Origin of the sequence: Ralstonia sp. NFACC01 (assembly GCF_900115545.1) — a bacterium.
Taxonomy (GTDB): Bacteria; Pseudomonadota; Gammaproteobacteria; order Burkholderiales; family Burkholderiaceae; genus Ralstonia; species Ralstonia mojiangensis.
The window spans coordinates 411,982-437,024 of sequence record NZ_FOWV01000002.1 but is presented as its reverse complement, the minus strand read 5'-3'; the positions used below and the strand labels follow the sequence as shown (position 1 = coordinate 437,024).

Genomic DNA, 25,043 nt, shown 5'->3' with positions numbered 1-25,043 from the left:
GAAAGCGGCTCGCTAGGGCTTTGGCAAGCCGCCGGCACGGTCCTTGTTGGGTGGCACGATCAGGGTTTTTACACCTTGCACCAGCGGGTCCCACAAGAGCTCGGGGTTGGCCCTGGCCAAGCTGGTCCAAGCCATTGCGTCGTTATATTCCTTGGCTGCCATCTTCATCAGATCGCCACCGACCGTCACCACGTGCTTGGCGCTCTTGTAGACCGACTCGACGTTCTTCTGCATTCGGCCGGCAACGCGGTCAAGCTGAACCAGCACCGGAAGGTTCAATGCGGAAGTCACTTGGCCAGCCAACTTTTCCACTTGCTGCGATACGGGGTTATTCGGCAAGATGCCGCCCAGCGTCGTGACCTGTTTCAGCGTGGTGTTGGCTGATGCGATCAGGGCTTGAGCGCGATCACGCACCGCCGTTACTTGCTGCAGAACGCTGCTCAGGGTTGACTGCGCCGCGTTGGCAAAACTCGCTACGGTGTCGATCGCTGAATTGGCCGAATCGATCAGGCCAGACAACGTGCCGTCGCCAATCGCGCTGCCCATGTCCGTCACGGCCGCGGCATCGCTCTTGATCTGGCCATCGATGCTCTGGTCTGCATCACTGCCTGCAAATTTCGACAGATCGCTCGCCACTTCGCAGGTGATCTTGTACGGGATCTTGTAGGCGCGTTGAAAATCCGCTCGAAAGTCGCGAATGACGACGGCGTAGTAGATTTCGGACCACTGCAGCAACAACGAGGCGCCGCGTTCGCGCATGTCGTCCAACTGGCGCGCGCGCGCCAACGCATCCTTGCCGAGGAGCCACCCGGACCATTCGACTGGGCCGCAGAATGCCCCCATCGAATCGATCACACGCGTGCCACCCACCAAGTCATGCATGGCAAGTTTCTGCGTCCCTCCAAACGGGATGCTTTCGGGTACTTCCAAATCCTTGAACTGGAAACTTCCGAGTTTGAGAACGAAGTCGGGCATGGTGATCAGAGTCCGGATGGCATGAGATTCATGCGAGAGTTGAAGTCTCGTGCGCCAGTCTGCGGGCGAGCCAGATTTGACTGGAGGTGGTCAAACACAACGTCAGCCAGCAGCCGACCATCCCTCAGAACCAGCTTGATGTCGGAGCGCTGCTCGGGTTGTGGCCCCGCAATAGAGCGTCTGAACCAAGCGCGCCCCAGCTCACCCGAATCCATGCGCTCCTGCGCTCCTGCACTTAGCTTCACGCCTCCACCTCGCTTCACCGAATCCAACTCGGCTTGCGTGTAACCGCCTGTGGCCGCCAGCTTCGTTCTATCCACTCCAGTGATGAGGTCCCAAAGCTGGGACTTCTTGCCGCCTGTCATTGAGTGGATCACGGAGTCCGTGGGGGCGCGGAGCGCGGTACCGATTCCCCAACCGAACACACCGGCTCCGACGACGCGCGCAGCGGGGCCTGTTAGCAATCCTGCAGCCGCCCTTGTGAACGACGAGCCGAGAAAACCACGTCCTACCTGGCCGCCCAGCGTCGGCAAACTTGAAGCGGCCGATTTGATGAACTTCAACGCCGTGACAAACACCATGATGGCTGTTGTCGCTCCGGGAAACTCCTGTGCAAGGTGTGTGATGTTGCCAATCAACCCATTGAACTTCTCCAACGCCGAGATCACCAACGGCAGGATATGTTCGCCAAGCGCGATATTAAGGTTCACTTTCTTGGCTTCGTAGTCCTTGAGTTTCCCTTCGAACCCTTCGTTTTCCTTTTCGTAAAGCTTGGCACCCCCCGGGCCTGTACTGGTTTTCGCGAGGTACGACGCGGCTCGCTCCTTCTCGTGCTGAAGCTGCTCCAGGATGTTCTTCTCCCCCTTCATGCCGAGCATGCTGCCCAGCTTGGTGTTGAGACTGTCCCCGGTATATCCGCTCTTGCGCAACGCCGGCACGATCACATCCAACAAGTACTGAAGCGGATTCTTCGCGAAGTCTTCCGCTTCCTTGCCCTCCATTGCATCCACGCTGGTGATGCGTCCAGCCTTGTCGCGGTGCACCGCCTTCGGGTCAAGCAACTTCACGCGCTCCAGCTCATGCGCGACCGCAGCCGACATGCTTCCTGCCGCCCAGCCTTGTAGTGCGGAAATGGCATCAACGCCGGCCTTCGAGCCGCCATTGGCCTGCATGAACTGCTTCAGCCCGAACGCCGCAGCCTCAGCCGGCTTCAGTGCGCCGGACAACTTGCCTCCCTGCATCGCTTCGAGGTAGTCCTTCGGTAGCACACCGCCGCCACTGGCCATCGCCGTATTGACGAGCATGTTGAAGGTCTCTTCCACCTTCTTCGTATCGATCTTGCCGTCTCCGCCGATCACGCCGTCGCGCATCTGTGCAACCTTTAGCGCAGAGAGCGCCATGCTGTCCAGTTGCGTGCCGTCCTTGACGCCGGTTGCCGCGCCAAAGGCCGTCCTAGCCTGGGCCAGCAGTTTCGTCACGTCCTGCGCCTGGGCCGAGTTCTGCAGAATGGTCTGGGCTCCGCCAAAGAGCTGTCCGACATCCGTGAGCGACATGCCCTTGATGTCCAGCCCTCTGAGGAACTTCTCGTTCGCCGTTGCGGCGCCAGGGTCAAAGCGGCTGATACGCTCGAGTACTGCGTGGTATTTCGAAGCAGCATCCACCTGTTTGTCCCACATGTGGGCGGCCTCGTTGCCGGCCTTGAACAGGCCGCTGCCGAACTCCGTCAGCTTCTTGACCTTCTCCAGCCGGGTCTCCAACTTCTCCGCACTCTTGTTGACGGATTCAAACTGCGCGGCGATCGACAGCAACCCACGCGAAACGTTATCCACCAACGCAATCTGTATCCCAATCTTGTAAGCATCGAGGCTCATAGGAATCCTTGTTCGTCTGTTGAGGCCACCGATCTCACGTGTGCGCGTTTGCGGTGGGATCGATCGGGCGGCCCTCCAGCGCCGCCGTCACTGCATCGCCCACGCTCTTTTGCACTGCGTCGGCGTGCTCGCTCGCCACCACAGCCAGGAAGGGGTGCGGTGGCGTCTGCGCACTGCCTAGCTCCACGACGACAGCCTGGTTGGCGTTGGAGCCGATGGCCGCCTCCAACCCTTTAACCTCGCTGCCGATGGAATCACGCAGTGCATTCACGCGCGCCGCCTCGGTCATGCCAGCAGCCACTGCACTCTCCACGGCCTTGGCGCGCGCCGCCAGCTCCATTGCCGCAACGGCTGCAGCCAGCCCCTGCGACAACGCCTCCGGCAGCCGCGCCTCCAATTCGGTCAGGCGACGCACCATCTCAGTCAACGAGAGGTTCATTCGCGCTCCTTGAAAGACATCGTCCTCAGGTCGAACTCCGCGCCATGGAATTCGCTGCATTTGATGGCCATCGCCTGCCGCATGGTGTCGTCCAGTGAAAACGCCACGTCGAACGGAACACCGTTATGCACGAGCCACATTGCCTCGTGAAACGGGCCGTTCGTCAGGAGTTTTTTAGCTCGGACTCCGACGTGGCAACGTTGAGGAAGGTGGCCGCCACACCGCGCTGCGCAGCTTCATTGCCTTCGTCGCTCAGGCGTTGATACAGCGCACGCAACTGGGCTTCCGAGGCAGGCGTCGGCACCGGATCACCATCGATGGCGCAGACGAACTTCAGGTGCGCGACCTCGGCCAGGTAGAGCATGTTCAGCTCGCTGCCGCCCGCGGCCTTGGCAAAGTCGAGGTTCGCAAGCGGGCTCGGTTTGCGCAGCGTGATCTTGCGGCCCAGTGCATCGTCGACCACCGCTTCTTTCGCGGCGGCCTTGATGATCTGTTCAGACGGAGTGATGGTCACGTTGGTCATCAGGACACCTTGATGCGGCGCGAGGCCACGAAGTTGACGGATTGCTTGATGGTGGCATCGCCCGCGCGGTTGCCGGCATCGGCCAGCGTCATGAGCACACCGTCATAGCGGAACTGCGAGACCGAGCCATTGGCTTCCTGGATCGTTTCGTAGATCTGCGCGGGGGCTTCGTTCACGCCTGCGTAATAGCCCGCTTCGAGTTGCGCGAAGTAGTTGTCGAGCGTGGCGTCCTGGCGCTCTACGTCGAACGAACCTGACCAGCCGTCGAAGAAGCGCACATGGTCAGTAATACCGTCCAGGCGCTTGACGCGCACGTCGGTCACGTCCTGCTTGCTCTTGAAAGCCGTGATCTTGTTCGGTTGTAGCGTGCCGCTTGCGGTCTGGATGACGAGCGTGTAGTCGCGGCCGACGGAGTAGCCTTGAATCGGCATAACGTTCTCCAAAAGAAAAGGCCTCGTGTTATGCGAGGCCAGAAGGTTGATTGACAGGTATCGGGTGGATTACTGATTCGCGGTCGAAGTGCGGATCACCGTGGCTTGCGAGCCTTCCACGTTCACCAGGAACTTTTCGATGACCGACAGGTAGACCACCTTCACGTCGGCCTGCATGTAACCCAGCGCCACGCGGTTCATGGGGTTGTTGTTGGCATCGATCTGCACCGAGAACGCCGGGCCGCCATTGACCGCGCCGATCATCCCTTGCTGCTCCATCGAGCTGAGGAAGTTCGACAGCGTGGCCGCCGCCTGCGCGCGCACCGTGGCCGACTGCAGCTGGCCGACGTACTTGCCCATGCCCGCGTTGATCGTGCTGGCGATGTAGTTGGTCATGCGCGTGTAGTTATCGCCTTGCGTGAGCGCGTTCGAGCTGGTGTTGTGTCCCGCGCGGCAACCGAAGTACGCGCCGCCCGGCACCGGATTCGTCACAACGTCGATGCCCGCCTGGATCAGTGCCTGCAACTCGGCCGAGCTGTAACTCTGGTTCGCGAACGTCTTCTGCGTGCCCACCACGCCGTAGATCTGCTTGTTCAGGCTGCTGTTCTGCGGTGACAGGTTGGCCAGCAGGCCCGCGACAAACCCTTGCGGCGACACCAGGCGCGTCACACCGTTGACGGTATCGAGCCAGTACACCCAATCGCCAAACAGCAGCTTGAAGGCGTACGAATCGATGCCGGCAGTGCCCTTGGCCGTGACGGCGTTGGCGATGGTGTCACCGCTCGGGCCCGTGCCGATCATGTAGATGCCTTCGGACAGGCCAAACGCCACCTGCGTCGGCCAGGTCGTCGCATCGGCGCAGTCGGCCAGCATGGCGATCGACACGCCTTGGTTGCGCAGCGCGTACATGCCCTTGCGCGGTACGGAGTCCTGGCCGAGCAGCACAGCGCCGGTGATGGTGGTCGCGCCATCGGTGCCGCCCGCCAGTTGCAGCGTGGCAGCCGTCGGGGCGGTGGTGCTCGCGCCCGCGGTGGCAGTGATGATTTGCGAAGCGCCGCGCATCACGCTGACGCCGTTGTTGATGGCGTTGGCAATCGCGACCCACAACGCATTGCCGGTCTGGCCTGCACCGATGTTGTCGAACACTTCGGGCGCCAGCGTCGGAGCGGCCACGGTCACCTTCCACGTGTTGGCGGCCGAACCTGCCGCCAGCGCCACCGTGACGGTGTTGCCCAGCGAACCCGTGTACTTGGCGGTGAACGTCACGCCATTGGTCTGGGCGATCACCGTGGCAGCGGTGTCGGTGCCGTCGGTCACGCGCACGCAGCGGAAGTTGTTGGCGCCCTGTTGCACTGCCACGGCCACCGCAGTGCCCATGTCGTAGGTGCGGTTCTGGATCACGCCGAACGTCTGCGCATACATGGCCATGTTGCCGATCAATGCCGGCGAGTTGACGGGACCCCAGCTGGCCGTGCCGACCACGCCGAGCACGTTGGTGGGAACGCCGTTGAGCAGGGTGACCTGCGGCGGAACAATCTGGACGTACAGGTCCGGAACGATGAGTGCAGTGGTATTGATGCTGCCCTGCTGGACGATCGGCATGCGTGCCTCCAAGTGAGAAAACAGAATGGCCGCACGAAGGCGGCCGGCAATAAAAAACCGCCCGAATGATTAGGGGCGGCGCGGTTGGTTGACTTCGATTACTGCACGATGGTCCGAACAGGAAACTGTGCGCCCATCGAGGCACCGGCCGTCACGTTCTCCACCCCCGTCGCAATCTGGTAGGCCATGTCGGTCACGATGGTTGCGTACTCCACGGCGTACCGCAGGTCCCGCCGGTAGATGCCATTGGTCAGATCGTCATGCTGATGGCCGCGCTTGTAGCGCAGCGCGGCGCCCTGGTCAGGCAACGTCAAGCGCACGATGCCCGAGAGCACCGAATCGACCTTGCCGGCAATGACGTCACGCGGCGCGGCGCCATTCGCCCACGTCGAGATCAGGAACGTGCGCTCTTGCCTGCGCGTCTCGCGCTGCACGGTGCCGACCCCACCCACGCGCGGCGAGATATACGTCGCATTCGGAATGGTGATCGACGTGCCAGCAGCCGTTGCCGGTTGATCGACCGCCACCAGCGCAGCGAGCGCCACCGCGATGCTGGCCGGCGTATCGCTGGCCTGCGCGGCGTAGGCATACGCCCGGCCATCCACGAGCAGCACAACGTTCTGCGGCGTGCTGACGGCGCCGTTCACCATGACGGTTTGTGCGGCCACGCTCAAAGCCAGCGTGTTGGTCGGCGATGCGGCCACGGTCCAGTCGGAGAACGCGGTGTTCGCATGCCGTTGATGACTCGTGGTCGGAAAGACCGAGACGTGCGCCTTGTTGGCCTGCAGGTCGGTCTTCAGTTGCGTCATGTTGGGCCAGCCGCTGTAGACCACCACCGGATTGCCCGTGATCGACGGCTGGCTGATTCCGTTCGGATAAACCACGCTGGTGACGAGCGTGACGAGTGCATTGGAAACATCGGAGAGATCTGCCATAGGACAAGCGCCTTCATCGATGCGCGCAGCAATGCGTGATCGATCGAGTGAGTTGCATCCAGGATTGAGACAGCCGCGAACGGTTCGTCACCGTGCAGTGACGTCGAGGCAGGTGTTGCGTGCAAGTGCATCAGTGATGCAAAGCGGAGAAACAAAAAAGCCCGCTGGGTGGCGGGCTTTTCTTCGCTACGTCTGCGCTTCGTCTGGGTAAGTCAATGCACCCCAGTGGGGTGCATGTCTCGGTCTGAACCGGTTACGCCGCGAGGGCAATCAAACATCTGGGAAACAGAATACGAAGGGGATATAAACGGTGCAAGGGGGCTGAAGAAAAAAATCAGAAAAATTTTCAGGCGGCCATCGGAGCCGCCGCTGCGGCCTTGGCTGCAGCACGCACGGCCTTCGTCATCTGCGCGCGAGCGACCTCCGAATCGATGACGTGCGACATGATCGACTGCGCCTTCGCAAGCCGCACCTTCCAGTGCTTGAGCGTATGCGGCGATGCGCCGTACTTGCGCACGAGAATGCGGCACACCATCTCTGCCGGCATGCGATGCACGTAGTGATACTGCAGTAGCCGCTTGGCCACGGGGTCGGCAATTTTCTGCCACGCCTGCTCCACCAGCCAGCCGTCATTCACGTCGATGCTGACGATGGCTTGCGGCGCGCCGCACTCTGCATCGCGCATGGCAACGGCCAAGCGTGCCCACGATGCGCAGTACTGCGGCTGCCAGCTCGGGTCACGCACGACGCGACTCCAGTTCTCCAAACGGTCTTCGATTCCCATGTCCCTTGTCCTCGTATGTCCAGTGCTTGTTGATAGCGATATCGGCGTGCGTCAATCGGCTTCGCGCTGCCGCCTTGCTCACTGCCGACAGCGCAAGAACGCGACGGCGCATGCGCCTATTGAAAGACGCGCGCCTGCGCGGGCGCCGCGCGCACCGACTGCACCCAGCGGCCTGTGACACCGCATTTGCGTTCCTCATCCAGCTCCAGCCGCTTGGCGGCGATCAATTCGCTGCGGCGCGCAGAGACGCTGGACTTCTCAATGCGCAGCGCCTGCGCGATTTCGGCAATCGTGGCGGTGCCGCTGCGTGCCACGTAGTCGGCAATACGATCGCACTGCAGCTTGGCCGTGGACGTGGTGCGGCCACGTCGAAAAGCATCCATCGAAGTTTGGGTGACAGTCATGGAAAGAGGCTCCAGTCGGCGCGGGGTGGCGCGCGGATTGAACAAGATTCGGATCGGCCGCGGCGCCTCCAGCAAGCGGGAGGCCGGTCGATGCAGGGAAGTTTAGATTGTTCTAAACTGTTGCGTCAAGACACTTCTAATACACAAATTAGAAATTTCTTGCTCTAATGCGACCCATGGACATCTACGACAACCGCCGCCAGTGGCTGACCTACTGGATCCAGACCCTCGTCAACGGAGACCGCTCGGCGTTCGAGCGTCTGTACGGGTATTCGCGTTCGCAGGTGGCACAGTTTCTCTCGCGCACCTACCAGGATGGCCGCAGCATCGGCGACATTGCCGCGCGCCGCCTTGAGAAGAAGCTGGGGTTTGCCGACCGTGTGATGGACACGCCCTTCTCCGATGCCGCCGCGCATGCTGCAGGCGGCAGCGCTGGCGACGTGGTACGCACGAGCGCTGGCGCTTCGGCGCACAGCAAAGGCTTTCCCGCGCGCCCCATCACCACGTACAACAGCCTGGACGAACTGCCGAGCGAGACGACCATCCTGATCACGCATGTCGACGTGGCCCTTTCTGCCGGCAACGGGCGCGAAACCTGGCACGTTGAAGAGAAGGAACCGCTGCCGTTCCAGGCCGATTACGTCCGCCGGCTGGACGCCAGCCCCAAGCACCTCGTGGCGGTGAAGGTGCGCGGCGACAGCATGGAGCCGCGCCTCTTTGATGACGACACGGTGGTCGTCGATAAGGCGGACCGGCGCATCCCCACGGGCGGCGGTGTGTTCGCGCTGGTGTACTGTGGCGAGATGCTGGTGAAGCGGTTGTTCCGCCTGCCCGACGGCTCGATCCGGGTGGTCAGCGACAACAAGGAGAAGCACGATCCGTTCATCGTGGCACCCGAGCAGCTCGAACACATCGACATCGTCGGCCGGGTCAAGTACCGGTCAGGCATGGGCGATTTCTGAGCGCGCCCAACGTCGACTTCTCAAAACACAAGCCCGCTTCGGCGGGTTTTTTCGCCCCAAATCGCAGCATTCTAAACGCCGCCACTTAGACATTTCTTGACATAAAGTTAGAAATATCTAAAATACTGGGATGCGATGCGCTCAAGACAACGTCGCAGGGAGAGGGGAAGATGGTCGGCACGGCCTCAATCAAAAATGGGGCATGGCCCTGTGTAGCGTGAACCGCCACCTCCGGCGTCGCGCCTGGATGAGAGGCCGGCAGGTCGATCTGGTGATCGTGGTAGCGCTGTTTTGCGCGGCGTTGCGCGAGCTCGGGCGCCTGTTCTGACGCGGAGACCCTCATGAAGCACGAACCGAACGCCGATCCAAGGCCTGTGGCCAGCGGCAACACGGCCTTCGTCGACTGGTTGCTCATCATCGGGATGGGGCTATTTGCCGGCGGCGCGATGTATCTGGCCGTGCTCGTGCGCACGACCTACTAAACGCGCCGCGCTCAAACCAACTTAACGCGAACTGAATGACTGAAACTGAAACACTGAACCGTATTCTTGAAGCAACCCGCACGGCATGGGGCCTGCCGGCCCTGCGATGCGGCGCCGCTTCACTCACCTCACAAGGCGCGCTGCATCAGCAAACAATCCAGCCAGCGTCCAAACTTGTAGCCCACCGCCTCCAGCACGCCCACCTCGCGAAACCCGCAGCGCGCGTGCAACTTGGCTGAGCCCGGATTTTCGCGGCCGCCGCCCACCACCGCCACCATCTGCTTGAAACCGCGCGTCTGGCATTCACGGATGAGCGCCTCCAGCAGCAACGTCCCCACGCCTCGCCCCTGTGCAGCGCCGTCAAGGTAGATGGAGTCTTCCACCGTATGGCGATACGCGGGCCGGGTGCGATGCGGGCCGGCATACGCATAGCCGAGCAGCACGCCGTCAGCTTCGGCCACAACGTATGGCATGCCGGCATCCTGCAGGGCGTGAAAGCGGCGCGTCATCTCGGGCAGATCGGGGGCGTCGATCTCAAAGCTGGCCGTGCCGGTTTGCACGTGATGTGCGTAGATGCCGACGATGGTCGGCAAATCCGCCACGGTAGCCGGACGAATAGCGATGGCACCAGATTCGTGCACGGAAACGGCAGCGTCGATGGGCATTGCAGAAGACATGGCGACAGGATTCAGAAGCGGTATGAAGCGTTCATTGTCACGCCAATTCCACACGAACCGCATATCGCCGAGCGCATTCCGGTGACATGGCTATCGGGCAGCGCCGGAATGCGGTAACTTGGCAGACGCTTTCGCCCCCGCCGCGCCCTTCCTGCCATGCATGACCTGTTTCCCCTGATCGCCGAATACGGCGCGTTTGCCGTGTTCCTCAATGTGCTGCTGACGCAAGCCGGCGCACCGCTGCCGGCCGTGCCGACACTGCTGGTGGCCGGCGCGCTCACGTTCCACGGGCCGCTCTACTTCATGGAGCTTGCGCCAGCCGCCGTGTCCGGCGCGCTGCTCGGCGACGGCCTGTGGTACTTCGCAGGCAAGCGCTATGGCCGGCACGTCATGGCATTGCTGTGCCGCGTGTCGCTGTCGCCCGATTCCTGCGTGCGGCGCACGCGCACACAGTTCGAGCGCTGGGGCGCGCCGATGCTGCTGATTGCGAAGTTCGTTCCGGGTTTGTCGACGGTATCGTCGGCGCTGCTGGGCACGATGCGCACACCGTTCAGCACGTTTGCGCTGTACAACCTGGTGGGCTCGGCAGTTTGGGCAACGCTCTGGCTGCTGCTGGGCCGCGTGGCGCATGACAGTATCGACCAGGCGCTGCGCCAGCTCGATCTGCTCGGCACGCGTGCCGTGCTGTTGATCGCATTGCTGGCCGCCGTGTATGTGGCGGCGCGCTGGCTGCAGCGCTGGCGCTTTCGCAAGATGCTGGAGATGGCGCGCATCTCGCCCGATGAGCTGCACGCGCTGATCGAATCGGGCGCGGCCCCCGTCATCATCGACGTGCGCGCCGACAGCTCGCGCATGCTGCAGCCGCAACGCATTCCGGGGGCGATGCTGTACGACATGTCCACCAGCCACCGCGCGATCGAGATCGACGGCCCCGACCGCGAGATCATCATCTACTGCGCCTGCCCCAACGAGGCGTCTGCCGTGATGCTGGCACGCACGCTGATGGGACGTGGTTTCAAGCGCGTGCGTCCGCTACATGGCGGTATCGATGCATGGGTGGAGCGCGGCTACGGCGTGGAACACGTCGTATCGGTCACCCCCGCCACACTCGCAACGGCCGAGGCGGGCGCCTGAAGCTCGCGACGCATGTGCGCCGCACCGACAAAGCGAGCGCACAAAAACAAAAAGCGCACCTCGCGGTGCGCTCTCCCGTAAGTACGGCAAACATGCGGTGCGCCAGCCCCCCGGCTCGGACACCCCGCATCGGTCCGTGTGCATCCGCCCGAGGACGGATGTGGCGAAATGATCCCCGTTTGATCCCTTCTTCGCCAGTCGGACTTGACCCCCTTGTTATTCATTCGCAACGCTGCCGCATCAAACGTATGCGCGGCGTGCTCACGTTGTTATTTCCCGTCCTTCTTTCGTTGCCTTGCGGCTGGCCATTTATGCATGGCACTCCTGCGTATTAACGGCAGAGTTGCACCGAACTTTAGACGCTGCGAGGCCAGCGTGCGGTCAAGCAAACGTGTCGATGGCGCCTTCGTGGGTGGACACACGGCGCGGTGCCACCGCCAGCGCATCGGTGCGGTCTTGCGAGCCGCCGCCATAACGGCTGCCGCTATTCCCGTTGCCGGAACCGCCGCCCTGGCTTTGCGCCGACGAGCCTTGCGATGCGCTCTGCTGCTGGCTGAAGTCACCCGTGCTGACCGACGTTTGCGCAAGCTGCATCCCGCCTTGCTGCATGGCGTCGCGCAAGCGCGGCATGGCGTCCTGGACGAGTTCGGCCACGGCTTGGTGCTGGCAGACAAAGCTTGCGTTGACCGCACCGTTGTCCACTTCCAGCTTCACGTGCATGCCGCCCAGCTCGGCCGGGTTCAACTGCAGCTCGGCTGACGATTGGCGATGCACCTGCATGAAGGCGAGCTGGCTGGCCATGCTCTGCGGCCACGCGGCATCGCCAAACGTGGGCAGCGTATGGATTTGCTGCGGCGTGATCGACGTTCCTGCTGCAGCGGTTGTGTTGGCGCCAGCCACCGCAAAAGTCGGTGCGGCCATGCCCGCGTCGCCATTGGCGCGCGACGGCACGCCCTGGAACTGCATTCCGCTGCCCTGCGCATTGGCCTGCGTGCCGGCGTTATCCGAATTGCCGGTGTTACCGCCATTGCTGGCGTGGCTGGCGGCATCGGTCACGGCGGCGGTTGCCGGTTGCGCGACGGTGCTGTGCGCATTCAGGTCGGTGCGGCGCGGCAAGCCGCGGTCGGCATTGGCGCCCTGTGCAGACGACGTGCTGCCGAGTTGGCGCACGGCAGCCGGCGTGTTGTCGGCAACGGCGCGCGTGCGGGCCATGGTCTGGGTCAGCGTGCCGCTGTCGGGCAGCGCGGTGGCGGGCGGCGTCGGCGTGTTTGCGGCGTTGGCTTTGGCGTCCTTGGCGGCGGGCAATCCGGCTTGGCCGGCTTGGCCCGCTTGTGCCGTCGTAGCCGGGTCTGCGGCGCCCTGCGTACTGTTGGCAGCCGCAGTTGCGGCGGCCAGTGCGGCGGCGTCATTTGCGGACGATTTGCCAGCCGCCTGCGTCGTCGCGTCGGTATCGGCGGCGGGATTCGATTGGGCAGCGGGCTGGGCGATCGGCTGTTGGGCGGCAGCGGCTTGCTGTGCGGCCTGTCGTGCGGCCTCGATCTGGGCAGCCAGTTGTGCAGCCGGGTCAACCACGGCCTGCTGCGCAGCGGTATCGAGATCCTTTGCATTGGCAGGCTGCGCCGGCTTGACGTTGGCCGTATCGGCGGTGGTGCTGGCCGGCGTGGTGACAGCCTGCACCGGCGCGTTGGCATCGGCCGGTTTGGCGTCCTGATCGGTGCGTGCGGCGCCGGTGCGTGCGACATCCTTGCGGGCGATATCCGCACGGCGGCTGGCATCGTCAGCGGTGGATTGTGCGTCGGCGCGTCGGCGCGCGGCGTCTTGGGCCAGGCGGTCCGACAACAGGTTGCCGAAGGTATCGGTGCCCGACGAAGAGGCCTGTGTCTTATCGGCGGCGGCAGTATTGCCGGCCGACAGCATGGCGCCCAGGTCCTTGGCAGCGGCGTTGGGGGTGGCACTCAAGCCCACGTTGACTCCATCTTGCGACTGCGTGTTCGCGTTGGTCTTCAATTGCCGCCCTGTGCCGCACGCATGCGGATCACCTTGGCGGCGTGTTCGTCGTTGTCGCGCTGGGCACGGCGTTCTTCGTCCAAGCGCTGCTCTTCAATGTGGCGCTGGCGCAGGATGTCGAACGACTGCTCGCGGCGCTGCTTTTCCAGCCAGTTGGCACGGCTCATCGCAAGCTGCTGCTCGAGCGCGTTGATGGTGCCCTTCTGCTGGTGCACGGCATTGCCCAGGCGGTCGATAAAGGCCGCGTAGTTGCGCAAACGCGTGACGTCCATGCCGCCTTCGGCGGTGCTCAGCATCTGCTGGTGGTAGTTGTTGCGGTAGTCGGACAGCAGGGCCAGCTTTTGCGTGGCGGCCTCGCGCGTGTTCATCAGGCGGCCGACTTCCTGCGTGGCTTTCTCGGTGTCCTTCTGGGCCAGTTCCAGCACGGTTTCGAGGCGGAACGGCTTGTTCATGGTGGTCATCGGTAGACCCTCCAGCTTCCCGTTACATCAACCCATCGGACGCAAACCCGGCGGCTTTAGCCTCCGGCTTGCGCAACGCTTGCGGCTTCACAGTGTCAAGCGGGCACATCACGCCAGCACTCCCTGCATCTTCTCCAGCGTGTGCTCGCGGCTTTCGTTCTCGAACATGCCCTGCTGCAGGAACGCTTCCATGTCGGGGTAGCGCGCGATGGCCTGGTCGGTCACCGGGTCGCTGCCACGCGCGTAGGCGCCCACGGCAATCAGGTCGCGGTTGCGCTGATAGCGGGCGTAGAGCTGCTTGAAGCGGCGGGCCGTGTCGAGCTGCTCGCGCGGCACGATGGCCGACATCACGCGGCTGATCGACTGTTCGATATCGATGGCGGGGTAGTGGCCCTGCTCGGCCAGCTTGCGCGAAAGCACGAAGTGGCCGTCCAAAATGGCCCGCGCCGCATCGGCAATCGGATCCTGCTGGTCATCGCCTTCGGCCAGCACGGTGTAAAACGCGGTGATGGAGCCGCCGCGCCCATTGGCATCCACCATGCCGTTGCCGGCACGCTCAACCAGCGCGGGCAGCTTGGCAAACGCCGAGGGCGGATAGCCCTTGGTGGCCGGCGGCTCGCCGATAGCCAGGGCGATCTCGCGCTGCGCCATCGCATAGCGCGTGAGTGAATCAACGATCAGCAGCACGTTGCAGCCGCGGTCGCGGAAGTACTCGGCAATCGTGTGGGCGTAAGCGGCGCCCTGCAAGCGCATCAGCGGCGAGGTGTCGGCCGGTGCGGCCACCACGGCCGAGCGTGCCATGCCTTCGTCGCCAAGAATCTCGTCAATGAACTCCTTTACTTCGCGGCCGCGCTCGCCGATCAGGCCCACCACCACCACGTCGGCTTCGGTGTAGCGGGCCATCATGCCCAGCAGCACGCTCTTACCCACGCCGGAGCCGGCGAACAGACCCAGACGCTGGCCCTGGCCGACGGTCAGCAGACCGTTGATGGCGCGCACGCCCACGTCGAGCACATGCTCAATCGGCTTGCGCTTGAGCGGGTTCAGCGGTGCCGGGTTCAATGTGCCCCAGGCCAAGTCTTCATGCGCGCCCAGCGGCCCCTTGCCGTCGAGTGGCTCGCCGTTGGCGTCCACCACACGGCCCAGCAGGCGCGGACCCACAGGCAGGAACTTGCTGTGTGAAATCGTCGGGTTGGCGCCGTCTTCGCTCGTCACCGGCAGGCGTTGCGGCTCCAGCGGGAACACGCGCGCGCCGGGCACTACGCCCACCAGATCCGTTTGCGGCATCAGGAAGGCGCGCTCTTCGGCAAAGCCCACCACTTCGGCCAGCACGTGCCTGCCGTGCGGCAGTTCCACGCGGCAGGCACTGCCCACCGGCAGCTTGAGGCCAACGGCTTCCATGACCAGGCCGGCCACACGCGTGAGCTTGCCGCACGTCACCACCGGGCGCGCCAGGCGCGCACGCTGCGCGGTCTGCTGCAGGTGGGCTTGCCACACGCGCAGGTTGGGATTGTTGGCGGCGGGCTGCACAGTCTCAGGCGACATGGAGTGCCCCTCCTGCAACGCGTTCGGCTTCCGAGCGTTCGCTGGCAAGCCATGCGGTATCGCGGCCCAGCGCGCGGGTCAATTCGGCCCAGCGGGTTTGCAGCGTGGCATCGGTTTCGCCAAAGCGGGTCTGCACGCGGCAGCCGCCGCGCTCGATGGCGGCATCGACGATGAGCGTCCAGCCGGCGGCGGCCAGCTCGGTGCCCAGCGTCTGGCGAATCAGTTCTGCGTCATCGGCATGCACGCGCAGCATGGCGGGCGCGGGTGCGGTCGGCGCATCGCCCAGTACTTCGCGAACCATCGGCAGGATGCGTTCGGGCTGCGCATGCAGCGCGCCGTGCAGAAACTGCTGCGCCAGTTGCAGCGCCAGATCGACCAGCTCTTCGGCAACGCTGCCGTTCAGTTGGTCGATCGCCTCGCGCACGGATTGCATGAGCGCGGCGATGTGTTTGGAATCTTCCTCGCCCTGGCGGCGGCCTTGTTCAAAGCCATCCTGAAAACCTTGCGCGAAACCATCGCGACGACCTTCGTCGCGGGCGGTGGCAAGCTCGGCGTCAAGCGCAGCCTGCCATTCCTCTTCGGAAATCGGCGGCTCTTCAGGCTCGGGCGGCGGAGGCGGCGGCGCGGCGGCGGCAGCAGCCTCTGCAGCCTGCCGCCGGAAGTCGGTCGGCTCCCACGCCTGGTATTCGACCAGCGTGTCGCGCGGGATGATCGGCGGACGCGGCATCTCAGCGCCCCATCACAGCAAAGCGGCCAGCACGGTCAGACATAAGCGTCCTCCGCCTTGCGGCCGATCGTGATTTCGCCTTCGTCGGCCAGGCGGCGCGCAACCACCAGGATTTCCTTCTGCTGCGCTTCGACTTCCGACACCTTGACCGGGCCCAGCACTTCCAGCTCTTCCTTGAGCATCGTGCCGGCACGCTGCGACATGTTGGCGAACACCTTGTCGCGGAACTCCTGCTTGGCGCCCTTGAGGGCCACGACCAGAACGTCCTGGCTGATCTCGCGCAGCAGCGTCTGCAGCGCACGGCCGTCCAGATCGATCAGGTTGTCGAACACGAACATCTTCTCGACGATGGCATCGGCCAGTTCCGGATCGCGCGAGCGCACGCCTTCGATGACGGAGCTTTCTACGGCGCTCGGCACCAGGTTGAGGATTTCCGCTGCCGTGAGCACGCCGCCCATCGCGTTCTTCTTGCGATGGTCGTTGCCTTGCAGCAGCTTGGTCAGCACGTCGTTCAGCTCGCGCAGGGCGCTGGGCTGAATGCCGTCGAGCGTGGCGATACGCAGGATGGTGTCGTTGCGCAGGCGCTCGGTGAAATAGGTCAGGATTTCCGATGCCTGATCGCGATCCAGGTGGACCAGGATCGTGGCGATGATCTGCGGGTGTTCGTTACGGATCAGCTCCGCCACCGACGATGCATCCATCCACTTGAGGCCTTCAATACCGCTAGTGTCACCGCCCGACAGAATGCGGTCGATGATGTTGGCGGCGCGGTCGTCGCCCAGTGCCTTGCGGAAGACGGTGCGGATGTACTCGTTCGAATCCACATCCAGCGGCAGGTCTTCGGCTTCGATGAAGAACGCGTCAAAGGCGTCGAGCACACGCTCGCGCGACACGTTCTTCAGCGCGGCCATGGTCGCGCCCAGCTTCTGCACTTCACGCGGGCCCAGGTGCTTGAGCACTTCGGCGGCTTCGCTTTCGCCCAGCGACATCATGAGGATGGCGCTGCGTTGGAGTCCTTCGGCGCTCATTCGTTACTCACCCATTGTTTGATGACGGCCGCGACTGCGCGCGGGTTGCTCTGCGCCACGCGGCGCATGGTCTCGAGCTTCTTCTCGAAGTCGTTGTTCTTGAGTTGCGGCAGTGCGTCCGGCAGCTCTTCGGAATCGGCGCCGGCAGCCGCCGGGCCTTCCAGCTCCGGCCCGGCCGAAGCCGCGGCACCGGTGATGATCGGGGCGTTCGGATCTTCGCCTTCGCGGCCAACAAAGGTGGGCGTGGCCGCCTCGTCCTTCTTGCCCATCGAGCGGATCGCCGGACGGATCACCGCGAACACCAGGATCAGGAAGCCGATTGCCAGCGCCAGATATTTGGCGGCCTGGATGGCGTACTGGATCATCTCCGGCTGCTTCCACAGCGGCAGGTCATCCTTGGCGATCGGCATCGAGCCCGAGAACTGGCTGTTGACCACGTTCACGGAGTCGCCACGCTTGGCGTCAAAGCCCACAGCATCCTTGACCAGCGCGTTGAGGTTGGCCATTTCGGCTTCCGACAACGGCTTCCAGGTCTTGCCGTCGCCACGGTAGTTGACCACCACGGCCACCGACAGGCGGCGCACGGTGCCCACTGCGGCGCGGGTGCGGCGCACGGTCTTGTCGACTTCGTAATTGGTCGTGGTGTCGCGGGTGCTCGACGAATTGCCGGTGGTTGTGCTGCCGCTCGTGTTGGCAGCCGCCGCTTGTTGCGGTTGGCCATTCGGGCCGTTTGCAGCCGGTTGCGACGCCGAGGCCGGAGCCGGTGCGGTCGGCAACATGCGCGGCGCGGTTGGCGGTTGGTTGGACAGCGCGCCCGGCACACCGCCCTGTGCGTCGGCCTTGTTCTGCGTGGCTTCAGCGGTGTGGGTGCTGCGCACGGCTGCGTTGGCCGGGTCCTGGTTCGGACGATACGTCTCGGCCATCTGCTCGGTGTTGTCCAGATCGACGTCGGCCGTCACCTGCGCACGCACGTTGTCTTCGCCCACCACGGGGCCGAGGATGGCTTCGATGCGCTTGATATAACCCTGCTCGACGTCGCGCACGTAGCTCAACTGCGTCGGGTCAAGGCCCGAGGCGTTGTCCTGGAACGACGACGACAGCAAGCGGCCCGATTGGTCGACCACCGTCACGTTGGCCAGCGGCAGGTTCGGCACGCTGCTCGACACCAGGTGGCCAATCGCCTGCACCTGCGAGCGGTCGAGCATGCGGCCCGGATACAGCTTGAGCAGCACCGACGCGCTGGGCTTGGCCTGCTCGCGCACGAACACCGACGGCTTGGTCATCGCCAGATGCACGCGGGCGGACTGCACCTCCTGCATGGCCTGGATGGTGCGGGCCAGCTCGCCTTCCAGGGCGCGCTGGTAATTGACTTGCTCGGCAAACTGGCTGGTGCCGAATTTCTGGTTCTCCATCAGCTCGAAACCGGCCTGGCCGCCCTTGGGCAGACCTTGCGAAGCGAGCTTCAGACGGGCTTCATGCACGCTCGTCTCGGGCACCATGATGGCGGTGCCGCCTTCGGCAAAGCGATACGGCACATTCATTTGCTGCAGCGCAGCGATGATCGCCCCGCCGTCGCTGTCGGACACATTGCTGTACAGGACGCGGTAGTCCGGAGCGCGGCTCCACAGCATCGCGGCGGCAATGACGGCCACCAGCGCGGCACCGCCGATCATCAGCAGCAGTCGCGGCGACAGACGGCCGAGCGGGCCCAGGGCGCCCAGCGCACCTGCACCTCCCGCTTTCTGGCGCGTCATCGCGCCCTGGCCCACCGCCGGCATATCGACCGTACCGAGCGTGTCGGCGACAGCAACCGAATCGGCTGTCGTTGGCATCCCAAATCTCCTGACTGACTACGTTGCTTGAGCGCTCACCCAATGTCTGGGCATGGCTCCGTGGTTGCCATTATCGGCAGTGGGTGCGCAAGCAAATCGGCAAGAAGAGGGCCTTTTCCCGTTCTTTTGGGCGCTTGGGAACGGCGGCCGGGCGGCTACCTTTGCATCACCGTGGCGCCATAGCGACCAACCGGCCAGGGCGGAAAGCGCTCCAGGAATGCCGGCCCAGGCAGCTAATCAACAGCACCACAAGCAAGACAAAGAAAAGAGGAGCTTTTTTCACATGGATATTACGAACGCCAATTCAGTGGTCTCGCTGATGAACAGCGTGCTGGCGCCGTCCAGCACGGTGGGTGGCATTGGCGGGGGTGTCGGTTCGGCCACGGGGGACGGCGCCAAGGTCAGCGTTGACTTCGGGGCGGTGCTCAAGTCGTCGCTGGACCGGGTTGACGCGTCGCAGCAGAAGGCTGAATCCGTTTCACGCAGCTTCGAAATGGGCAACAACGACGTGGATCTGCACGACGTGATGCTCTCGCTGCAGAAGGCCAACATCGACATGCAGACCGCGGTGCAGGTGCGCAACAAGTTCGTCTCGGCGTACCAGAGCATCATGAGCATGTCGATCTAACGTCACTTTTTCTACGCTTCTTTTTCTTCGCGCCGCATGTCCAAACACGCCAAGCACCACGCCAAGCCCGCCCGGGGCAGTCTTGCGCTGGTCGTCATCGCCCGCGACGAGGCCGCCTGCATCGAGCGCTGCCTGATGAGCGCCAAGCCGCACGTCGACCGCATGATCGTGCTGGATACCGGCTCGACCGACGACACCGTGGCGATCGCCAAGGCGTGCGGCGCGCAGGTGCACCATTTCACGTGGGTGGATGATTTTTCCGCCGCACGCAATGCCGCGCTGGCCGCCGCCAATGCGGACTGGAACCTCGTGCTGGACGCCGACGAGTGGATCGAGGCCGGCACGGAAGAGTTGCGCAACGCTTGCACCTTTGGCCCGCTGCTCGGCGTGGTTTGCATCCGGAGCGAATACGACATTTCCGGCCATGTGGAGCATTCCAATAGCTGGATCGCCCGCCTCTTGCCGCGCGGCGTGCGCTACAAGGGCCGCATCCACGAGCAACCGGTCGCAACTGCAGCCAACCTGCAGCGCGTGCGTCTGCCGCTCGTGATTGGCCACGACGGCTATATGAACGCCAAGCTGGACCAGAAGCGCGGGCGCAACCACACCCTGTTGCAACTGGAGTTGGCCGCGCATCCGGATGACCCGTATGTGCTTTACCAGCTCGGCAAAGATTTCGAGATCAACCAGAAAGACCCGGCCGAGGCCGCCGCGCATTACCAGCGCGCACTGGCAACGGCACCCAAGGCGGCGCCATATCGGCATGACCTGTGCATCTGCCTGCTGGCGTGTCTCTCCAAATCGAAGCAACTCGACGCGGCCATCACACTGGCGGGTGAATGGATGGAAGAGTGGTCCGGCTCGCCCGACTACTTCTACATGCTGGGCCACCTGATGTTCGAGGCAGCGGCGCAAGACCCCGCGCAGGCCGAGAAACAGTGGCTGCCAATGGCGGAAAACGCCTTCCTGAAGTGCCTGGAGATTGGCGAGCAGCCCAAGCTGGACGCTGCCGTGTTCGGGCGCGGCAGCTTTGCCGCCGCAAAGTACCTGGCGCTGACCTACCGCGCCCTGGCCGACACGCTGGCCATCAAGTCGAACCAATATTCGGACCTCGCGCGGCAGATGCAGGAACGCAGCGCAGCCGTCGCCGCATGAGCACGCAATCATGAAGACAGTCATCCTGGCCGGGGGCCTCGGCACGCGCATCAGCGAGGAATCGCACCTGCGGCCCAAGCCGATGATCGAGATTGGTGGCCGCCCGATCCTGTGGCACATCATGAAGATCTATGCCGCCCACGGCATCAACGATTTCATCATCTGCCTCGGTTACAAGGGCTACGTCATCAAGGAATACTTCGCCAATTACTTCCTGCACATGTCGGACGTGACGTTCGATATGTCGAAGAACGAAGTGACCGTGCACGAGCGCCACGCCGAGCCGTGGCGCATCACGCTGGTCGACACGGGCGAGCAATCGCAGACCGGCGGGCGCCTGAAGCGCGTGGCAGCGTACCTGGACCCGAACGAGCCGTTCTGCTTCACCTACGGCGATGGCGTGTCGGACATCGACATCACGAGCAAGATCGCCTTCCACCGCGCACACGGCAAGATGGCCACCGTGACGGCCGTGCAGCCGCCGGGCCGCTACGGCATGCTCCAGCGCGACGGCGCACGCGTGACCGGCTTTACTGAAAAGCCACCCGGCGACGGCGGCAGTTGGATCAACGGCGGCTTCTTCGTGCTCAATCCATCGGTGATCGAATACATCGCGAGCGAAGACACGCCGTGGGAAGGCGCGCCAATGGCACGCCTGGCCGAGATGGGCGAACTGAACACATTCGAGCACCACGGCTTCTGGCAGCCGATGGACACGCTGCGCGACAAGAACAGTCTGGAAGCCCTTTGGCAGGCAGGGAGTGCACCATGGAAAAAGTGGTGACGCTCGACCCGCGTGCGTGGGCCGGCAAGCGCGTCTTCCTGACCGGGCATACCGGTTTCAAGGGCAGCTGGCTTGCGCTCTGGCTGCGCCAGCTTGGCGCCGAGGTGTACGGCTACAGCCTGGCACCGGAAACAACGCCGAATCTGTTCACCGCTGCTGACGTGGAACCCGCATTGGCCGGTCATACGCTGGCGGATATCCGCGATGCGGAGGCCCTGCGTACCGCGATGACAGCGGCGCGGCCCGATGTGGTGTTCCATCTCGCGGCGCAACCGCTGGTGCGTGCCTCGTACAACGACCCGGTTGGCACCTACGCCACCAATGTGATGGGCACCGTGAACGTGCTGGAAGCCGCGCGCGGCTGCACGAACCTGGCTGCCATCGTGGTGGCTACCACCGACAAGTGCTACGACAACCGCGAGTGGGCCTGGGGCTATCGCGAGACCGATGCACTCGGCGGCCATGACCCGTACAGCGCATCCAAGGCCTGTGCCGAACTCGTCGTCGCAAGCTACCGGCGCGCCTTCTTCGCCAACGGCCCGCTGCTGGCCACGGGCCGCGCAGGCAATGTGATCGGCGGCGGCGACTGGTCAGAAGACCGGCTCATCCCCGATGCCGAGCGCGCGATGCGTGCCGGTACCCCGCTAGTCATCCGTTCACCTCACGCTACGCGGCCCTGGCAGCACGTTCTGGATTGCCTGCATGGGTATCTGGTGCTCGCGCAACGGCTCCTGGCCGGCGACGCGGCCTGCGCAACCGCCTGGAACTTCGGCCCGGACAGCGCCGCCACCCGCACGGTCGAACAGGTCTTGCAAGGCTTGCAACACCATTGGCCCACGCTGATCTGGCAACTGGACGCCAACGCCGCCACCGGCAAGCACGAAGCCGGCATGTTGCATCTGGACGCCAGCCGGGCACGCCAGCAGCTAGGCTGGCAGACAGCGTGGCCGTTCGAGACCGCGCTGGAACAGACCGCCGCGTGGTATCGGCATCTGCATGAAAAGACAGCGGGCGCACGCGCGCTCTGTGACCAGCAGATCGACCGCTTTACCGCCGTCGCGTCTGCTGCCACATCCAGGAGCGCCGCATGAGCCGTTTCACCATCCAACCGACACCGCTGGCGGGCTTGGTTGAAATCACCCGCAAGGTCATGGGTGACCATCGCGGTTACTTCACGCGCTTCTTCTGTGCAGATGAACTCGCCGCCGCCGGCTTCGATAGCCCGATCGCGCAAATCAATCACTCGTATTCCGCCAAGCGCGGCACCGTGCGTGGGATGCACTTTCAATACCCGCCGCATGCCGAGATCAAGCTGGTGAGTTGCGTGCGCGGCCGTGTGTTCGACGTGGCCGTTGACCTGCGTGCGGGCTCGCCGACGTTCCTGCAATGGCATGCGGTGGAGTTGTCTGCCGAACGGCACAACAGCCTGCTGGTGCCGCGCGGGTTTGCCCACGGCTTCCAGGCGCTGGAAGACGATTGCGAACTGCTGTATCTGACCTCGACGCCATACGCACAAGCCGCTGAAGACGGGCTCAACCCGACCGACAGCCGCTTAGGCATCGCTTGGCCGCTCGACATGACCGAATGCTCCGACCGGGACCGCAACCATCCGCCGCTGACAGACGCGTTTGCGGGCATCACGCTGCGCGCCCTGAATCCTGAACTGCAGGAACAGCCATGACCCAAAAGATTCTGTACTCCAAGCCGTCGATCACCAAGCTGGAAGTCGAATACGCCACCGACGCCGCACGCAACGGCTGGGGCGACCAGTGCTACGCCTACATCAACCGCTTCGAAAAGCAGTTTGCGGTATTTGTCGGCACGCAATACGCCATTGCCACCTCAAGCTGCACCGGTGCCATGCACATGGGCCTGGCCGCGCTCGGCATCGGCGCCGGCGATGAGGTGATCCTGGCCGACACGAACTGGATCGCCACGGCATCGCCCATCACCTACGTGGGCGCCACGCCGGTGTTTGTCGACATCCTGCCGGACACGTGGTGCCTGGACCCGGCGCTCGTGGAAGCGGCCATCACCCCGCGCACGAAGGCGATCATCGCCACGCACCTCTACGGCAACCTGTGCGAGATGGACCGCCTGCTCGACATCGGCAAGCGCCACGGCATTCCGGTCATCGAAGACGCGGCCGAGGCTGTGGGCTCGCGCTGGCACGGCCACGCAACGGGGTCGCAAGGCATCTTCGGCACGTTCTCGTTCCATGGCACCAAGACCATGACGACGGGCGAAGGCGGCATGTTCGTCACGAACGACCGCGCGCTGTACGACCGCGTGATGACACTGAACAACCATGGTCGCGTTCCCGGCGGCAAGCAGTTCTGGTCTGACTTCATCGGCTTCAAGTACCGTATTTCCAACGTGCAGGCCGCCATCGGCTGCGCGCAGCTCGAGCGCATCGACGCACTGGTTGCACGCAAGCGCGAGATCTTTGCCGAGTATCAGGCGCACCTTGGCGGCGTCGCCGGCCTTGCGCTGAACCCCGAGGCGCCCGGCACGCTCAACAGCTACTGGATGCCCACCGTGGTGTTTGACGAAGCGCTGGGCATTACGCGCGATGGCCTGTTGGCTGCGTTCTCGCGCCGCGGCATCGACGCACGCGTGTTCTTCTATCCGCTGAGCGAAACCGAGCTGTTCGGCACGTCCGCCGCCGCCGCGCGCCACAACGCGCCCAACAGCTACGCGATTGCCGAGCGCGCCATCAACCTGCCGTCGTATCACGACATGTCGAGCGAGAACATCGCGACGGTGTGCAACGTGGTGCTCGATCTCGTGCGCGAACATCAGGAGACGCTGACATGCCTGGCATCCTGAGCCCCGATCAGATCGAGACCTTCCAGCGCGACGGCCTGCTGATCCTGCGCGACTTTTACGCGCCGTCGCAGGTGGAGCCGATTCAGCGGGCGATCTACGACATCATCGGTCTGGTGATCGACAAGTACCGTCTCGGCATCGAGCGCGCACCGTTTGCGCCGGAACGGTTCGACGACGGTTATCAGGCGGTCATCAAGGCCAATCGCAAGTACGGCGCCGAGGTGTACGACGCCGTCAAGCAGATCCCCGCTTTTGTCCGCCTGCTGGGCGACGAGCGCCATGAGCAGCTCGTCCGCAGCGTGCGCCCCGGCGCGCTGCCGGGCATTGCGCACGCCGGCTCCGGCATTCGCATCGACAACCCGCGCGAAGAGAAATTTCGCGCCAACTGGCATCAGGAATATCCGGCCCAGTTGCGCAGCCTGGACGGCGTGGTGTTCTGGAGCCCGCTCGTCGAAATCACGCCCGAGATCGGGCCGGTGGAGTTCTGCCCCGGCTCGCACGTCGAAGGCCCGCTGCCCGTCTTCAGCGCCGACCCGGACAACGCAGGCAAGCAAGGCGCCTACGCATTGCTGATCAAAGACGAGGCGAGCTACCTCGCGCGCTATCCGCACGTGCAGCCGCTGACCAAGCCGGGCGATCTGGTGATGGTCGACTTCTTGGTGCTGCACGCCTCGGGCCATAACACGAGCCAGCGTTCGCGTTGGTCGATGCAGTTCCGCTACTTCAATTTCTGCGAGCCGACCGGGCGCTCGCACGGCTGGAAAGGTTCGTACGCCAACGGCGTCGATTTCCGTACCGTCCACCCCGAACTCTCCGTGGAAGCCTGAC

27 protein-coding genes are annotated in these 25,043 nt (G+C 63.9%); 10 read left to right on the top strand and 17 right to left on the bottom strand.

Annotated features, from left to right (window positions below; genetic code table 11):
* Positions 1-12: 12 nt before the first annotated feature.
* From BM136_RS06635 to BM136_RS06595, 10 genes are all read right to left on the bottom strand, one after another.
* Positions 13-975: a LysM peptidoglycan-binding domain-containing protein gene (locus BM136_RS06635; RefSeq protein WP_092971098.1), complete on the bottom strand. Its 963-nt coding sequence runs from the start codon at positions 973-975 to the stop codon at positions 13-15.
* Between the two features lie 5 nt (positions 976-980).
* Entirely contained in the window at positions 981-2,846 is a 1,866-nt protein-coding gene (locus BM136_RS06630) for a hypothetical protein (protein ID WP_092971097.1), read from the bottom strand.
* 34 nt (positions 2,847-2,880) lie between these two features.
* A complete protein-coding gene (locus BM136_RS06625; RefSeq protein ID WP_092971096.1) occupies positions 2,881-3,285 on the bottom strand; it encodes a hypothetical protein in 405 nt (134 codons plus the stop codon).
* Entirely contained in the window at positions 3,282-3,416 is a 135-nt protein-coding gene (locus BM136_RS25670; protein ID WP_260773752.1) for a hypothetical protein, read from the bottom strand. Before BM136_RS25670 ends, BM136_RS06625 begins: the two co-directional genes overlap by 4 nt.
* A gap of 32 nt (positions 3,417-3,448) precedes the next feature.
* Positions 3,449-3,808, bottom strand: a complete 360-nt coding sequence (locus BM136_RS06620; protein WP_092971095.1) for a hypothetical protein — start codon at positions 3,806-3,808, stop codon at positions 3,449-3,451.
* A complete protein-coding gene (locus tag BM136_RS06615; RefSeq protein WP_092971094.1) occupies positions 3,808-4,239 on the bottom strand; it encodes a hypothetical protein in 432 nt (143 codons plus the stop codon). The genes BM136_RS06620 and BM136_RS06615 overlap by 1 nt, the downstream gene beginning before the upstream one ends.
* 69 nt (positions 4,240-4,308) lie before the next feature.
* Entirely contained in the window at positions 4,309-5,841 is a 1,533-nt protein-coding gene (locus BM136_RS06610; RefSeq protein ID WP_092971093.1) for a phage tail protein, read from the bottom strand.
* Between the two features lie 98 nt (positions 5,842-5,939).
* Positions 5,940-6,776, bottom strand: coding sequence for a hypothetical protein (locus tag BM136_RS06605; RefSeq protein ID WP_092971092.1), 837 nt, complete (start codon positions 6,774-6,776; stop codon positions 5,940-5,942).
* A gap of 346 nt (positions 6,777-7,122) precedes the next feature.
* Entirely contained in the window at positions 7,123-7,560 is a 438-nt protein-coding gene (locus BM136_RS06600; protein WP_092971091.1) for a hypothetical protein, read from the bottom strand.
* A gap of 116 nt (positions 7,561-7,676) precedes the next feature.
* Complete coding sequence (locus tag BM136_RS06595; RefSeq protein WP_092971090.1) at positions 7,677-7,964, bottom strand: hypothetical protein; 288 nt, start codon at positions 7,962-7,964, stop codon at positions 7,677-7,679.
* A 176-nt stretch (positions 7,965-8,140) separates the two neighbouring features.
* On the opposite strand from BM136_RS06595, the gene BM136_RS06590 reads away from it, so the two are divergent.
* Complete coding sequence (locus tag BM136_RS06590) at positions 8,141-8,926, top strand: S24 family peptidase (RefSeq protein WP_175537093.1); 786 nt, start codon at positions 8,141-8,143, stop codon at positions 8,924-8,926.
* Between the two features lie 341 nt (positions 8,927-9,267).
* Entirely contained in the window at positions 9,268-9,408 is a 141-nt protein-coding gene (locus tag BM136_RS25360; protein ID WP_175537092.1) for a hypothetical protein, read from the top strand.
* Positions 9,409-9,536: 128 nt separating this feature from the next.
* On the opposite strand, the gene BM136_RS06585 is transcribed toward BM136_RS25360, so the two are convergent.
* Complete coding sequence (locus BM136_RS06585; protein ID WP_254775624.1) at positions 9,537-10,085, bottom strand: GNAT family N-acetyltransferase; 549 nt, start codon at positions 10,083-10,085, stop codon at positions 9,537-9,539.
* Between the two features lie 156 nt (positions 10,086-10,241).
* Here BM136_RS06585 and BM136_RS06580 point away from each other — a divergent pair, with 156 nt between their 5' ends.
* Positions 10,242-11,219 (top strand): DedA family protein/thiosulfate sulfurtransferase GlpE, encoded by a 978-nt coding sequence (locus tag BM136_RS06580; protein ID WP_092971088.1) that lies wholly within the window; start codon positions 10,242-10,244, stop codon positions 11,217-11,219.
* Between the two features lie 381 nt (positions 11,220-11,600).
* Here the strand turns inward: BM136_RS06580 and BM136_RS06575 are convergent, their stop codons facing one another.
* The 6 genes from BM136_RS06575 to fliF form a co-directional block, all read right to left on the bottom strand.
* Positions 11,601-13,184 carry a flagellar hook-length control protein FliK gene (locus BM136_RS06575; protein ID WP_092971348.1) on the bottom strand — a complete coding sequence of 528 codons (1,584 nt, stop codon included), beginning with the start codon at positions 13,182-13,184 and terminating at the stop codon, positions 11,601-11,603.
* Positions 13,185-13,222: 38 nt separating this feature from the next.
* On the bottom strand, positions 13,223-13,687 hold the full coding sequence (fliJ, locus tag BM136_RS06570; RefSeq protein WP_004631467.1) for a flagellar export protein FliJ: 465 nt from the start codon (positions 13,685-13,687) through the stop codon (positions 13,223-13,225).
* Between the two features lie 108 nt (positions 13,688-13,795).
* Positions 13,796-15,232: a flagellar protein export ATPase FliI gene (fliI, locus tag BM136_RS06565; RefSeq protein ID WP_092971087.1), complete on the bottom strand. Its 1,437-nt coding sequence runs from the start codon at positions 15,230-15,232 to the stop codon at positions 13,796-13,798.
* The gene (gene fliH, locus BM136_RS06560) at positions 15,222-15,959 is read right to left on the bottom strand and encodes a flagellar assembly protein FliH (protein WP_027679901.1); all 738 of its coding nucleotides are present in this window, start codon (positions 15,957-15,959) and stop codon (positions 15,222-15,224) included. The genes fliI and fliH overlap by 11 nt, the downstream gene beginning before the upstream one ends.
* 35 nt (positions 15,960-15,994) lie before the next feature.
* Positions 15,995-16,987: a flagellar motor switch protein FliG gene (gene fliG / locus BM136_RS06555; protein ID WP_024977623.1), complete on the bottom strand. Its 993-nt coding sequence runs from the start codon at positions 16,985-16,987 to the stop codon at positions 15,995-15,997.
* Positions 16,984-18,819 carry a flagellar basal-body MS-ring/collar protein FliF gene (gene fliF, locus BM136_RS06550; protein WP_092971086.1) on the bottom strand — a complete coding sequence of 612 codons (1,836 nt, stop codon included), beginning with the start codon at positions 18,817-18,819 and terminating at the stop codon, positions 16,984-16,986. The genes fliG and fliF overlap by 4 nt, the downstream gene beginning before the upstream one ends.
* A gap of 283 nt (positions 18,820-19,102) precedes the next feature.
* Between fliF and fliE the strand changes: the two genes are divergently transcribed.
* The 7 genes from fliE to BM136_RS06515 are packed head-to-tail and all read left to right on the top strand — an operon-like array spanning position 19,103 to position 25,042.
* Positions 19,103-19,447, top strand: a complete 345-nt coding sequence (fliE, locus tag BM136_RS06545) for a flagellar hook-basal body complex protein FliE (protein WP_045203479.1) — start codon at positions 19,103-19,105, stop codon at positions 19,445-19,447.
* Between the two features lie 36 nt (positions 19,448-19,483).
* Positions 19,484-20,602 (top strand): glycosyltransferase family 2 protein, encoded by a 1,119-nt coding sequence (locus tag BM136_RS06540; protein ID WP_092971085.1) that lies wholly within the window; start codon positions 19,484-19,486, stop codon positions 20,600-20,602.
* A gap of 10 nt (positions 20,603-20,612) precedes the next feature.
* Entirely contained in the window at positions 20,613-21,386 is a 774-nt protein-coding gene (rfbF, locus tag BM136_RS06535; protein ID WP_027679896.1) for a glucose-1-phosphate cytidylyltransferase, read from the top strand.
* Positions 21,371-22,477, top strand: coding sequence for a CDP-glucose 4,6-dehydratase (rfbG, locus tag BM136_RS06530; protein ID WP_092971084.1), 1,107 nt, complete (start codon positions 21,371-21,373; stop codon positions 22,475-22,477). Before rfbF ends, rfbG begins: the two co-directional genes overlap by 16 nt.
* Complete coding sequence (gene rfbC / locus BM136_RS06525; RefSeq protein ID WP_092971083.1) at positions 22,474-23,067, top strand: dTDP-4-dehydrorhamnose 3,5-epimerase; 594 nt, start codon at positions 22,474-22,476, stop codon at positions 23,065-23,067. The genes rfbG and rfbC overlap by 4 nt, the downstream gene beginning before the upstream one ends.
* Positions 23,064-24,215 carry a DegT/DnrJ/EryC1/StrS family aminotransferase gene (locus tag BM136_RS06520; RefSeq protein ID WP_092971082.1) on the top strand — a complete coding sequence of 384 codons (1,152 nt, stop codon included), beginning with the start codon at positions 23,064-23,066 and terminating at the stop codon, positions 24,213-24,215. Before rfbC ends, BM136_RS06520 begins: the two co-directional genes overlap by 4 nt.
* Entirely contained in the window at positions 24,200-25,042 is an 843-nt protein-coding gene (locus tag BM136_RS06515; RefSeq protein WP_092971081.1) for a phytanoyl-CoA dioxygenase family protein, read from the top strand. Before BM136_RS06520 ends, BM136_RS06515 begins: the two co-directional genes overlap by 16 nt.
* Position 25,043: the final 1 nt, after the last annotated feature.

What these genes read in the sequence shown, in the direction of transcription:
- BM136_RS06635 (WP_092971098.1), bottom strand. Translation starts at nt 975, where the DNA reads ATGCCCGACTTCGTTCTCAAACTCGGAAGTTTCCAGTTCAAGGATTTG.
- BM136_RS06630 (WP_092971097.1), bottom strand. Translation starts at nt 2,846, where the DNA reads ATGAGCCTCGATGCTTACAAGATTGGGATACAGATTGCGTTGGTGGAT.
- BM136_RS06625 (WP_092971096.1), bottom strand. Translation starts at nt 3,285, where the DNA reads ATGAACCTCTCGTTGACTGAGATGGTGCGTCGCCTGACCGAATTGGAG.
- BM136_RS06620 (WP_092971095.1), bottom strand. Translation starts at nt 3,808, where the DNA reads ATGACCAACGTGACCATCACTCCGTCTGAACAGATCATCAAGGCCGCC.
- BM136_RS06615 (WP_092971094.1), bottom strand. Translation starts at nt 4,239, where the DNA reads ATGCCGATTCAAGGCTACTCCGTCGGCCGCGACTACACGCTCGTCATC.
- BM136_RS06610 (WP_092971093.1), bottom strand. Translation starts at nt 5,841, where the DNA reads ATGCCGATCGTCCAGCAGGGCAGCATCAATACCACTGCACTCATCGTT.
- BM136_RS06605 (WP_092971092.1), bottom strand. Translation starts at nt 6,776, where the DNA reads ATGGCAGATCTCTCCGATGTTTCCAATGCACTCGTCACGCTCGTCACC.
- BM136_RS06600 (WP_092971091.1), bottom strand. Translation starts at nt 7,560, where the DNA reads ATGGGAATCGAAGACCGTTTGGAGAACTGGAGTCGCGTCGTGCGTGAC.
- BM136_RS06595 (WP_092971090.1), bottom strand. Translation starts at nt 7,964, where the DNA reads ATGACTGTCACCCAAACTTCGATGGATGCTTTTCGACGTGGCCGCACC.
- BM136_RS06590 (WP_175537093.1), top strand. Translation starts at nt 8,141, where the DNA reads ATGGACATCTACGACAACCGCCGCCAGTGGCTGACCTACTGGATCCAG.
- BM136_RS25360 (WP_175537092.1), top strand. Translation starts at nt 9,268, where the DNA reads ATGAAGCACGAACCGAACGCCGATCCAAGGCCTGTGGCCAGCGGCAAC.
- BM136_RS06585 (WP_254775624.1), bottom strand. Translation starts at nt 10,085, where the DNA reads ATGTCTTCTGCAATGCCCATCGACGCTGCCGTTTCCGTGCACGAATCT.
- BM136_RS06580 (WP_092971088.1), top strand. Translation starts at nt 10,242, where the DNA reads ATGCATGACCTGTTTCCCCTGATCGCCGAATACGGCGCGTTTGCCGTG.
- fliJ (WP_004631467.1), bottom strand. Translation starts at nt 13,687, where the DNA reads ATGACCACCATGAACAAGCCGTTCCGCCTCGAAACCGTGCTGGAACTG.
- fliI (WP_092971087.1), bottom strand. Translation starts at nt 15,232, where the DNA reads ATGTCGCCTGAGACTGTGCAGCCCGCCGCCAACAATCCCAACCTGCGC.
- fliH (WP_027679901.1), bottom strand. Translation starts at nt 15,959, where the DNA reads ATGCCGCGTCCGCCGATCATCCCGCGCGACACGCTGGTCGAATACCAG.
- fliG (WP_024977623.1), bottom strand. Translation starts at nt 16,987, where the DNA reads ATGAGCGCCGAAGGACTCCAACGCAGCGCCATCCTCATGATGTCGCTG.
- fliF (WP_092971086.1), bottom strand. Translation starts at nt 18,819, where the DNA reads ATGCCAACGACAGCCGATTCGGTTGCTGTCGCCGACACGCTCGGTACG.
- fliE (WP_045203479.1), top strand. Translation starts at nt 19,103, where the DNA reads ATGGATATTACGAACGCCAATTCAGTGGTCTCGCTGATGAACAGCGTG.
- BM136_RS06540 (WP_092971085.1), top strand. Translation starts at nt 19,484, where the DNA reads ATGTCCAAACACGCCAAGCACCACGCCAAGCCCGCCCGGGGCAGTCTT.
- rfbF (WP_027679896.1), top strand. Translation starts at nt 20,613, where the DNA reads ATGAAGACAGTCATCCTGGCCGGGGGCCTCGGCACGCGCATCAGCGAG.
- rfbG (WP_092971084.1), top strand. Translation starts at nt 21,371, where the DNA reads ATGGAAAAAGTGGTGACGCTCGACCCGCGTGCGTGGGCCGGCAAGCGC.
- rfbC (WP_092971083.1), top strand. Translation starts at nt 22,474, where the DNA reads ATGAGCCGTTTCACCATCCAACCGACACCGCTGGCGGGCTTGGTTGAA.
- BM136_RS06520 (WP_092971082.1), top strand. Translation starts at nt 23,064, where the DNA reads ATGACCCAAAAGATTCTGTACTCCAAGCCGTCGATCACCAAGCTGGAA.
- BM136_RS06515 (WP_092971081.1), top strand. Translation starts at nt 24,200, where the DNA reads ATGCCTGGCATCCTGAGCCCCGATCAGATCGAGACCTTCCAGCGCGAC.